Below are 12,515 nucleotides of genomic sequence, written 5' to 3'. Positions count from 1 at the left end.
GAATAAGTTACATAGAAGGTTGTTGTAGTGTACACAATGGGGGTATACGTAGTTAAGGTACTATCCTGCAATGCAGTTCCACCGGTTGATGCCGCGTACCAAACATAATTGCCCCCAGACGGAGATCCTCCGGAAGCCGTTATGGTTACTGGCCCGCCCCCGCAAGAGGAAACATTTGCAACCGTTGGGGCAGAGGGATACACCGTTAAGGTTATGGTATGTGTGCCGACTGTTGAATTGGTTAATCCAATATAAGTGCCGTTACCAACACCACCTGTTGTACCACCAGGTAAGTCACTACCCGCTACTGCACAAGCTGGTACGCTAATTGAAAAAGCAGCCTTTGCACCGTTAATTGCAAATATTAATAATAGTGCTACAAAAATGGATTTTAAGAAAATAAAATAGTTGTTTTTCAATAACATACAAATTTTAATATTTAGTTTTTTTACAATATCGTGACAATAATACGTCAATATCACAATATTGTTGCAATAATATTACAATAATATTACAAAATGTTAAATAAATATCATATAAGTCTGTTATAAAACATATGTCAATAAGGTGCAGGTAAATTATATTGACTCCTATTCCCAGTGTTGATTTGACCGTTTTTTTACTGATAGGAAGTTCCGAAAGGCTTGATCATGTGATTCCGTGCTCCGGTCATGTATTTGGGTGTGATTTATCACCAAATTGATTCTGCCTCTGATTAAAGTGTCTCGGAATGATGCTTTTAATATTCAGGAACGAGATGGTCAATGATCCCGGAATATCTACCCCCGCTCGTACAGGTATAATATCTCCACCTAACTGAACATTATCGGCCTGATCTCGGTCCTTGTAATTTGTACCGCTTCAAAATCACCAAAGCCGCTATTAGCCAAAGCGGTCCACTTTGGCTGTGTTTCACTTTCAAAATTTAATTCAAAAACATAGCCACCAAAATCGGCTTTGATTTTTTTTTAATAATCTCAATTTTATTTCCAACCCTCTTTTGCTTTTATATTTCTAAACAAAGATCGGAACAATGGGACACGTTGGAAAGGTAAAAATCCTACTTTAAATGATACATTTAGTCCTGATTGTTTTTCTTTCGGAATTCAGCTGGGGTCGAATGGCTATGTTTCCTGAAATATTTAATAAAGTTTGTCGGCTCATCAAAACCCAAATCAAAGCCAATCGCTTTTATGGTTTCGGCGGTATGCGCTAAAAGCCGTTTAGCCTCCAGCATAACTCTATCGTCAATAAACTCTTTGGGGGTTTTGGACAGAAGCTTTGTTGTAGCCTGGTTAAGGCGTTTTTCTGTAATGAGTATTTTTTCTGCATAAAAACTTACTTGTTTTTTACTTTTGTAATTTGCGTCTAAGGCATCTTTAAACAACATTACATAATCAAGATCAAGGCCCTTTTTCAACTCAGTAATATTTTGTTTTCTCCTCCCCCGCTCAGAAATTAAAAGCAAATTATGAAGAAGGTTTTGCAGGATCTCATCTTGCGAACTGTCTTTTGCGTTTAGCAGTTCATTAGTCATCAATTGAAATACACTTTCAAATAAACTCTCCTGATGCCCGACTTTAATTTGCGAAACCGGAAATAAATTATTGAACAAAATAGTATCCCGCAAAAACTTGTGATCGGCGTCTGTCTTGCAAAAAAAACTGTCGGTAAATAAAATTGCCCTCCCGTCAAATGGGTTTTTACTATCAAAATGATGAATAGTGTCTTTGTTTAAAAAAAGAATCGTATTGGGTTTAATATTTATAGGAATGAAGTCAACTGAATGTGTCGGATTCCCTTTTTGAAACCAGATAATATGATAAAAGCTTGCCCGATGTGCCGCGGTTATTATCTTTTTAAATCCTTCGTAAAATCCGGCAAGCTCCACAATTTCAAATTCTTGTGGAAGTCCCTCCTTGAAGCTGTATTTTTTTATATTTGTTATCATTTACAGTTTTTTTTACAATTATTCACTTTTAACCTTCCTTCAGTTCGGACTACTAACCTATATTCCCTGTACTCTTTAGATTCTCTATAAAATGGTTCGAAAAAAATCCAATAGGGTTCACAAAAGGGGAGCGAAAAAATTTTCGTTCCCTTTTTGCATATCAATTAAATTATAAAAGATAGTCTAAATCAACTAACCTTTTTGATTCTGCACAGCTTGTTAAAACGCTGACGAAGTTATTTGACAAGCCTATTATCTCCCGAACTTTGGGAAATGCTTACAACAGTTCCGTTCTTCAATTCATCTGTAGCATTACTGATAAGCATATCGCCAGTTTTTAAAGCGCCGTAAACTTCCAAACTATCGAGGGTCTTTCTGCCTTTAAACCATTTGATCTGATTGACAATGCAAACATACGATGTTTATTAAAAGATATGATGTTTTATTTTAAATTATGCTAAATGCTAATAAATTTTTACAAATACGTTATTCGAAGTGTTTAGCGCCCAATCATAAAGTTTGTTATTTTCCTCTGGCTTTCTATAAATTGGTTCGGGAATTGTATCATAGGGATCACGGAAATTAAAGCAATCAATTATAACATTTTGATTGACAAGTAATTGATTGGATAAACCACACCTAATTGCCCCCACTTGGCCAATTTTAAAATAACCACCTTTAGTACATCAGCTCAGGCCTTTCGATGGATATACCGCTGATATGGTCATTCTTCAAAAAGATTTATTTCAGTTATCAATTGCAACAAAAAAGCGCGCTTTCTCGGTTTGTAAATTATACCGCAGACAGCTTCCGCGTTTTTATCTGGAAATGGAAATGAGTATACAACGATTTAATAAAAAAATGGAAAACAGATGAACTTCATCCTGTCTGCGACGATCGCCAATACCAGGGGGAGCTGGAATTACGCACACCATCTTATCGCGCTGTTTCGCAGCATTACGTTTGCAATAAATGTCAAAAAACGTATCCGGCGACCAAGTACGCAGATTCCATGAGCAGGAAAATTTTGGATAATGCAACAGAGGAAACTTAGTTATTAGCGGATAATGAATCTTCATCAGTCAATGCGCGAACGGCTTGCGTTACACCAGTCGGCATTTTTGGAGAAAAGGGAATATGCAGGATTGATAGTTTGATTAACTTTTTCATTTGACAATTCTTTTGTTGATTGAAGGTGCACCGTTTACAACAAATCCGTTACCAATTATCGATGAATAAGGAATATTAATCGATGAACCGTACCTGATGGCTCAACATCTACCTATTAGAAGAGATTAAGAGATACTTATTTAAGTTACTCTTCCCGGTATACGAGCTAAAACTGATGTAATTAAATATATAATCTTGTAACTATATTTTTACAAATTAATATTTTTTATTAAGTTTATTCACTTTCTTATAAAACTTTGAAAAATAGATATTTAGAAAACGAGCGAATGCTACTGGAGCGGGTTAGCTCCGGCGACCAGAAAGCATTTGCCATTATTTTTGAATATTATTCAGGCTTTATATATTCATTCGCCTTAAAGCTTACCCGGTCTGAAACCACCGCAGAAGAAATTGTGCAGGAAATATTTCTAAAAATATGGACGAGCCGTACTCAGCTTCCCGCTGTTGAGAATTTAGGGGCATATCTCAACCGTATTACCAGAAATCACACTTATAATATTCTAAAACGGCTTAGCCATAAGGCGTTGGTCGATTCCGAATTAAGCAAACAAATGTCCGAAGTATCAAATGATACTGAAAATGAAATTTATTTCAAGGATGCCAGTCAATCTTTAAATAAGGCTATTGAAAAGCTCACACCTCAACAAAAGGTTGTTTACACACTTTGCCATCAGGAGGGCCTGAAATATAATGAGGTGGCTGATCGCTTAAACATAAAAACCTCAACAGTTCACAGCCACATGAAACAGGCCTTACAGAGCATACGGGCTTATTTCCTGCGACTTACCCCGCTTTTTATTTACTTTTTCTTCCGCATTTTCCTTTAAAAAACCCCATATTCTCCGGTTTTTTTTGAGTAGTTAAAAAAAAATCATTTTTATCTCCCCCTGTTTGCTTTGCCGGTTGTCAATGTATTAAAAAGGATTTAATATAAATTTAACATAAGGATTGTCTTATTGTAGATCCGACCAACTCAAAATGCAACAAAGCCGATTAAAAGATTTATTTGAGCGTTATATAAACTCGACATGCAGTGATGAGGAGAAGCATGAGCTATTTGAATGCATAAACAACGAGGAAAACGCCAGAAAAGTAAAAAGCATATTAGAAGCCTTATTAAATAACGAGCCTGTTAATAATACATTGACTAAGGAACGACAGAGCATTATACTCGATAAAATATTCGATGCAGAAAGAACGCAGATCGTTCATATAAAAGAGAAATCATTGCACTGGGTGAAAATAGCCGCAGCCGTTATCCTCTTGTTTTCGGCAACATTATTTTTAATGAATCGAAAAACGAGAGAGGATAACCATTTAGCTAAGAATTTTAAGCAAGGTGCTCATCCCGGAGGAAACAGAGCAATACTTACCTTAAGCAATGGTCAACAGGTAAATTTGAACGATCAAAAAAATGGAATAATAAGCCACCAAGGTAATGCAAAAGTGATAAAACTGACTGACGGGCAATTGAATTATGCCGCCATGGATACTTCATCATCAGTAATGGTTTATAACACAGTGAGCACACCGCGTGGTGGTAAATACGATCTGACCTTAGCAGATGGTACAAGAGTTTGGCTTAATGCAGCATCATCTATTACTTATCCTGTAGTTTTTAACGGTCACGACAGGACTGTGCGTATAACTGGTGAAGCCTATTTTGAAGTTGCACATAATAAAAGCAAGCCGTTTAAGGTAACCGCAGAAGGGCAAACAGTTGAGGTATTAGGCACCCACTTTGACATCAATGCTTATACGGACGAAACGGAACTGAGAACAACTTTACTGGAAGGAAAAGTAAAGGTCTCTAAAGGCACTGACATTGCATTCCTTAGCCCAGGGCAGCAGTCTGTAATACAAAAACAACAAACAGGAATAACTATAAAAGATGCTGATACAGAAGAGGCAATAGCATGGAAAAATGGCTTAACCAGCTTCAAAGATGCAGATATAAAAGCCATTATGCGACAGGTTTCCAGGTGGTATGATGTTGATATTGAGTATAAAGGCGAAATTCTCCAGCCGAGGTTATTTACCGGCGAAATATCAAGAAATGCTGAGCTTTCTGAAGTATTAAAAGTACTGGAATTAAGCAATATACATTATACAGTAAATGATAAAAAAATAATAGTGGCCCCTAATTAAAAATAGCCAATATTAAATGATAACTAACCCAATAATTTAACTAACTAAAAGTAAAATATGAAGAAAAAAAATACACTTTAACCCCACAATTTAATGTTCATCACCAAAAAAACCGGGTGTGCGCTAACACAACCGGCTGGCTCTGCATTGCAGAGGATTTTGGGGTAACATTTACGATTCCTTGACAGAATTCTTAATTATCAACCAAAAATCTCTATAAAATTATGAAATTTTATTTACATGGTATAACCACTCATGAACCGACTTCGCTGTACCGTAAAATTTTCCTGGTTATGAAAGTAGCAATAATATTGGTCATTATATGCTCCCTTCAGGTAAAGGCTGCTGTTTACGCACAGAAAATTACCCTGACAGAAAAAAATGCCTCACTGGAAAAAATCTTTAAAGAAATAAAAGAACAAGCCGGGTATACTTTTTTTTACGAAAATAAACTTTTAAAAAATACTCACAATGTTGATATCAACGTGAAGGACGCATCACTTAATGAGGTATTAGAACAATGCCTGGCGGGCCAGTCATTGTCTTATGGAATATCCGGAAAAACCATCGTGATTACGCCTAAACCAACGATTGCTGTTAATCATGTGGATGCAGATATCCATGGCAAAGTAACCGATGAAAAAGGAGCGCCTTTGCCTGGCGCTACCGTGAAGGTAAAAGGTACCGATATAGGAGTTACCAGTGATGTTAACGGAAGTTTTAAAGTGAATTTGCCAGCCAAGCTAACAGGCAATCCTGTTATACTGACAGCAAGTTTTATAGGTTATAAAACGGAGGAAATTACTGTTACTGATTTTAACAGCCCAGTTATTATAAAATTGGTAAATAGTGCCAGTTCGCTTAATACGGTTGTGGTAACCGCTTTAGGAATAAATAAAGAGCAACGGTCAATAGGTTATGCAGCCACAGTGGTTCAGGGTTCTGATTTTACCCAGGCGAGAGAAAATAACGTAGCCGCCGCACTTACCGGTAAAGTTGCCGGTGTAAATGCAATTGGAGCTTCAACGGGCCCTGGTGGCTCAAGCCGGGTTATCATCCGTGGAGATGGGTCACTTTCCGGTACGAGCAACAACCAACCGCTGTATGTGATCAATGGTATGCCAATTGATAATACCGTACCAGGAGGCTCGGCATCATCGAATGGCGGAGGGTTTAATATTGACCGCGGCGACGGCATAGCAGACATTAACCCCGATGATATTGAAACAATTACAGTGCTAAAGGGCGGTACCGCAGCAGCCTTATATGGTTCAAGAGCTGCAAATGGCGTTATTTTGATCACCACTAAAAAAGGTAAGGCGCAAAAAGGAGTAGGTGTTGAATTTAATTCAACAGCCACGATGGAAACTATCGCTGTAAAACCCGATTTTCAATATGAATACGGGCAAGGAAACCTCGGTGTTAAACCTACAACATTAGCTGCGGCACAGGCAACCGGGAGATTGTCGTGGGGTTCAAAAATAGATGGTTCGACTAATTATGTGGGTGTGGATGGGCTCACCCATCCTTATGTGGCGCAAAAAAATAACTTGGATAATTATTATCAAAATGGATCTACTTATACCAATACGTTAGCCCTTTCAGGCGGTACTGAAGCTGTTACCTATCGCTTTTCAGTAGCTGACTTGAACAGCAAAGGTATTTTACCCGGAACCACCTATGACCGGAAAACGGGCAACCTGTCACTAAGCGGCAAACTAAGTCCTAAACTAACTTTTGAAGCCCTGGCGCAGTATAACGTGGAAACCGGGCACAATCGTACCAGTGCAGGCGATGCTACCGGTAACCCGAACTGGTCGCCCTATATGATAGCTAATACGGCTAATGTACAATGGCTAAAACCGGGTTATGACGCTAATGGCAATGAAACCGTATGGAACGATGCCAGCGTAGCCACCAACGGTTATTTTGTTATCAATAAATTTAAAGAGGACGATACAAAGAACAGGTTTATAGGCCAGGGTTCTATTGCTTATGAGTTTGCTAAGGATCTTATTCTGAAGGCAACCATTAGCCAGGATCACTTTGATTACAACTGGACCGATATAACACCCACAGGTACCTTATACCAATTAAACGGACAGTATGTAGGCTTAAAATCTGATTTGACAGAAACAAACGGACTGGCTACACTATCGTATAAGAAACAGGTGAGCGATTTTGGCATGTCTTTTTTGACAGGCGTAAACAAAAGACATTCCGCCGAAAATGATTTGAATTTAAGCGGTACAGGTTTTATCATACCATATTTTTACAGCTATAATAATTTAACTGCACCTACTACCACCATAACAACCCTTCATCAGGATGTGAACTCTGCTTTCGGATCTGCAGATTTTAATTACAAAAGCGTGTTTTATGTAGGAGTGACGGGCAGAAATGATTGGTTCTCGACTTTAAGCCCTAAGAATAACAGTATTTTTTATCCAAGCGTTAACGCTAGCTTAATTCTATCAGATATTTTCAAACTTCCTGCAGTATTTAATTCTTTAAAATTAAAGGGCGCTTATTCAGAAGTGGGTGGTGGCGCGCCTGATCCCTATGCAATTAATTTAACTTACAGTAACGTTTCGAGTTCTGGGCCACCTTTGCAGAATGTCAGCAGCAATACCGGAGGATCCGGTGTTTCAGGTATTACCAATCAAAACCTTAAACCCTACACTTCTACCACGTCAGAAGGCGGCATTGAAGGACAAATGTTTGGTAACAGGCTGAATTTTGACCTCACCTATTATAACCGGCTTACAAAAAATGATATCGTTAATGCAACAATATCGTCAACCTCCGGCTATAACAGCGTTTACCTTAACACCGGTAAGTTAAGAAACAGGGGTATCGAAGCATTAATAGGCGGCTCACCTATAAAAAGACCCGATTTTGGTTGGAATGTGAGCTATAATTTTTCCTACAATGATAACAAAGTACTTTATTTAACAAACGGCATAACTTCCATGAACCTGGCAAGCACGGTGGGTAATTGGGGCAACATCAATAACATTGTAGGTTATTCCGCTTTCGAACTCGTAGAGACCAGCATGTTGAAGGATGCACACGGTAACGTGGTTTTTAACTCTTCAAGCGGCTTGCCGGTACAGGCGCCATTACACCCAGTAGGCAAAACAGTGGCGCCCGTAACTATGGGTTTAACCAATACTTTCAGATATAAAAGATTTTCGTTGGATGTATTGCTTGATGGTAAATTCGGCAACAAGGTTTTTTCTATATCTGAAGTTTATGAAACCCGCCTGGGCTTACTTAAAACAACACTCCCTGGCCGTGCAAATGGGCTAACGGTGACAGGTGTAGATCAAACAGGAAAACCCTATACAGAAACGATTCCTGTATCCGGCTTACATGCCTATTACGATAACTACAAGAACTATGGTGATCTTTTTTTACATGATGGAAGCTTTGTAAAGTTACGCCAGGTATTGCTATCATACAGTATACCCGTTAATAATTTAAAACTATTTAAAATTCAATCGCTTAACCTGTCTCTTGTAGCACGAAACCTGGCTATCCTTTACAAAAAGACCGACGGGTTTGATCCTGAAGAAAGTTACAGCAATAGTAATTACCAAGGCTTTGAATCTGTTCAATTACCCAGAACGAGGTCATTTGGCTTAAATCTTTCTGTTAAATTTTAACCTAAAAACATTAGTAAAATGAAAAAGTATTCTTTTAAATATAAATTTTTTGCACTAATGGGTTTCCTATCACTGGCATCCTGCAAAAAAAACTTTACAGAACTTAATACTAATCCTAACGCGGTAAGTAAGCCTACTCCGCAATATCTGTTTACTAAGGCGGAATATGACGGGATAGCAAATATGCCCGTACTTTTAGAGGGCACCATGCAGTATACTACCAGCTTTAATGATGTTGCCGGTTTTGGCTCCAAGTATGTACAAAGCGAAGTAACAACTACTGCAAGCGCTTTTTCAAATGCCTACCCCAACCAGATCAACGAACTCATTGAGGTAATAAATGCAGTACAGGGAACCCCTGCGCAAGTGAATTTGCTGGCAGAAGCCCGTATCTGGAAAGTTTATTGTTTTAGCCGGTTGACCGACCTGTATGGCGATATTCCCTACTCACAAGCTGCACAAGGGTATGAGAGCAGTAATTTTACACCGGCATACGATGCACAAAAAGACATATACGCCAATATGCTAAGTGAGCTTGATGCCGCGGCTCAAAGTCTTGATGCTTCAAAAACCACCTACGGTTCATCGGATTTGCTCTACAGTGGTAATACTGTTCAGTGGAAAAAATTTGCTTATTCACTTATGCTTCGCCTGGGTATGAGGCTTACAAAAATAGATATCGCAAGCGCTCAGACATGGGTCACAAAGGCTATAAATGGCGGCGTAATTACGCAGGATGCCGATATTGCCAAAGCACCTTATATCGCAACAGGTTTGGATATAAACAAAAATCCTTTAGCCTTAAATCTGTGGAACAATGATTACATAGCACAAAACGGAAATACAAACCAGGAAGGCGGAAAATACCAGAATGTTTGGATCAATTACCTGAAACAGACCAATGATCCGCGTTTACCGATCCTTTCAATCGTTTACAATAATGGTAAACCAGATACAACCACCGCCTTACAGCAAGGCATGCCTGCCACGCTTAGCGCCAAGCCGGCAAATTTCGGAAGCCTGAGCGAGCCCAATCCCAAAACGCTTTTATTGCTTAATTCGCCCTTTTTGGTTTTCACACCAGCAGAATCTTATTATTTATTAAGCGAAGCCACTTTGAGAGGTTGGTACTCAGGCGCATCTGCTGCTACACTATATCAAAACGGTATATCTGCCGCTATGCGCCAATGGACGTTGATTAGCGTGGGCGCAAGCGATGGCGTTATCAGCACGGCAGCTATAAATGCTTATTTAGCAAATAATCAATTAAATACCGCAGGCACTACAGATCAGCAACTACAACAGATATATACGCAATTTTGGGTAAGTATATTTCCTGATGCAGAAGAGGTTTATTGTAGTTACAGGCGTACAGGTTACCCTGCTCTTGTGCCAAATGACTATCCGGGGAATGCTACCAATGGTCAAATTTTCAGGAGATTTCAATACCCGGTATCAGAACAGAATTTAAATACAGTGTCCTACAACGCAGCGGTTGCCCGCCAGGGTCCTGATTTAATAACCACCCGTATATGGTGGGATAAACAGTAATACTAATTTTATAATTAGTTGGGTTGAGTTAGTTACAGGGAGAGGATAAAATCTCTTCCTGTTTTTTATGCATACAGAATTCCATATTTATGAAGAATTTACACCTAATCGCTTTTATCTTAATGTCAACATATGCCGCCTTTGCTCAAAATGATGTGGTTAAAGATGCCGGCAACAGCAATTACAATTTGAATAAGCCTGAAAGGGAAGATTGGCTAAAAAATACTGACGCTGGTTTATTTATCCATTTTGGGGTTGATGCTCAGCTTGGTATTGTTATCAGCCATTCACTGGTAGGTGCATCCAATGATTATTTGGAGCGTTATTTTAATGAACTACCAAAAACATTTAACCCTAATAAATTCAATCCTTATGAAATTGCACAGTTAGCAAAGCTTGCCGGCATGAAATACATTATATTCACTACAAAACACCATTCGGGCTTTTGTATGTGGGATACCAAAACTACCGACTATAACATTACAAAAACGCCGTATAAAAAAGATCTGCTTAAAGAGTTTGTTGACGCGACCAGGGCAGCAGGCCTTGAGGTAGGGTTTTATTTTTCTCCGGAAGATTTTAATTTTTTATACAAACATCAAATCCCCATAAGCCGCACCAATGTTATTTTAGATGCTGCAACCCGTAAAGAGTATGACGATTATACCCGAAAGCAATGTGAAGAATTGATGAAAAACTATGGCAAAATTGATGTACTTTTTATTGACGGAGAGCCGAAAGAAGTGGTGAAACAAACTTGCTGGCAGCTACAGCCGAATATTTTGATTACACGCGGCGCCATACAAACACCCGAACAAACGCTACCGGGCAAATCAATTACGCCGCCATGGCTTTCACCTATAACTATTGGCACGGCCTGGCAGTACCAGCCTACTAACGAACGCTATAAATCAGGCACGCAATTGATTGATCTATTGATTGAAGCGCGCTCAAAAGGCGGCTCGTTACTATTGAACGTTGGCCCTAAAGCTAATGGTGAGCTTGATGCAGAACAAGAGGGGCGATTGCGTGAAATAGCAGCCTGGTATTTTATTAATCACGAGTGTGTGGATAGCGTTAAATCATGGGTGATTAATAAAGAAAATAATATTTATTTTACCGCTAAAGGCGCTGACCTTTACGCCATCATTACCGAAGCTGCCGACTGGAAAGAAGGAGACCGTAAAGCCTTTACACTTTATTCGGTAAAAGCCGGAACAAATACCAGAGTCAGCGTATTGGGGCAAAACAGTAAAAATATAGAATATAAACCCAATATGGATGTAAGCTGTAATTATAAACAAACCACAACAGGGCTGCTAGTTTCAGTGGTAAAAGCGCAGCGCATTTATGATGACCACCGTTGGCCCAATGCAGTGGTTATTAAACTTGAAAATGTATTGCCTGCAATTGATGAACCCGTTACTGTAGTAACAGGCGATGCCATACAGGTAGGAAACAGAGCTGTGCTAAGCGGTAAATTGTATAACTTTAAAGGCAAGGATGTGACGCAGGCAAGGTTCGCTTATCGCAGTTACAAAGGAATAATTGAAACGTTGTATGCTGATAAATGGACCTTTACCCCCTGGCAAAATGTAAACCCTGATGGTCGTTTCAAGATAAACATTACTAACCTTAAAGCCGGTTTTGAATATAAAGCCATAGCTAAACAGCGTAGTATTGCTATTGAAGGGGGTACTAAAGTTGTCAACTAAACAACTATCTATGTATCCAAAGCTTAAACGGAGCTTTAGGGTATATTCCATCTTAATTCGTATAGCATTATTTGGCAATCTGTTTTTGCAGCCATGTATGGCTCAAACAGTTCGTAATAAACCAATAATTTCAATAATACACCAGCCGGACAATGTGTTGGTAAACAATCAAGTTTTCAAGCTAAATAAGAGAACCGCGCTATACTTAGGTAATGGAATAATGATAAAAATACCAATTTCTTTAAACAATGTATCAAACAATTAAGTGGTATAACTATCCAAATTACCGTT

The 12,515-nt window shown here is 38.8% G+C and carries 8 protein-coding genes; 5 read left to right on the top strand and 3 right to left on the bottom strand.

Going from position 1 to position 12,515, the window contains the following annotated elements; translation table 11 throughout:
* From JN11_RS03395 to JN11_RS03390, 3 genes are all read right to left on the bottom strand, one after another.
* The coding region (locus tag JN11_RS03395) for an immunoglobulin domain-containing protein (RefSeq protein ID WP_144909618.1) at nt 1–425 on the bottom strand (425 nt) is incomplete at its 3' end.
* A 387-nt stretch (nt 426–812) separates the two neighbouring features.
* A complete protein-coding gene (locus JN11_RS24950) occupies nt 813–962 on the bottom strand; it encodes a MoaF-related domain-containing protein (protein WP_394348822.1) in 150 nt (49 codons plus the stop codon).
* Between the two features lie 116 nt (nt 963–1,078).
* The gene (locus JN11_RS03390; protein ID WP_144909616.1) at nt 1,079–1,951 is read right to left on the bottom strand and encodes an AraC family transcriptional regulator; all 873 of its coding nucleotides are present in this window, start codon (nt 1,949–1,951) and stop codon (nt 1,079–1,081) included.
* 1,427 nt (nt 1,952–3,378) lie between these two features.
* Between JN11_RS03390 and JN11_RS03385 the strand changes: the two genes are divergently transcribed.
* From JN11_RS03385 to JN11_RS03365, 5 genes are all read left to right on the top strand, one after another.
* Nucleotides 3,379–3,969: an RNA polymerase sigma factor gene (locus JN11_RS03385; protein WP_144909614.1), complete on the top strand. Its 591-nt coding sequence runs from the start codon at nt 3,379–3,381 to the stop codon at nt 3,967–3,969.
* A 151-nt stretch (nt 3,970–4,120) separates the two neighbouring features.
* Complete coding sequence (locus JN11_RS03380; RefSeq protein WP_144909612.1) at nt 4,121–5,290, top strand: FecR family protein; 1,170 nt, start codon at nt 4,121–4,123, stop codon at nt 5,288–5,290.
* Nucleotides 5,291–5,514: 224 nt separating this feature from the next.
* The gene (locus JN11_RS03375; protein WP_246138932.1) at nt 5,515–8,958 is read left to right on the top strand and encodes a SusC/RagA family TonB-linked outer membrane protein; all 3,444 of its coding nucleotides are present in this window, start codon (nt 5,515–5,517) and stop codon (nt 8,956–8,958) included.
* Between the two features lie 18 nt (nt 8,959–8,976).
* On the top strand, nt 8,977–10,509 hold the full coding sequence (locus JN11_RS03370; protein WP_144909610.1) for a SusD/RagB family nutrient-binding outer membrane lipoprotein: 1,533 nt from the start codon (nt 8,977–8,979) through the stop codon (nt 10,507–10,509).
* A 122-nt stretch (nt 10,510–10,631) separates the two neighbouring features.
* Entirely contained in the window at nt 10,632–12,224 is a 1,593-nt protein-coding gene (locus JN11_RS03365; protein WP_246138931.1) for an alpha-L-fucosidase, read from the top strand.
* Nucleotides 12,225–12,515: the final 291 nt, after the last annotated feature.

This window comes from Mucilaginibacter frigoritolerans (genome assembly GCF_007830615.1).
GTDB classification, from domain to species: domain Bacteria; phylum Bacteroidota; class Bacteroidia; order Sphingobacteriales; family Sphingobacteriaceae; genus Mucilaginibacter; species Mucilaginibacter frigoritolerans.
This window is presented reverse-complemented; position numbering and strand designations above follow the sequence as displayed.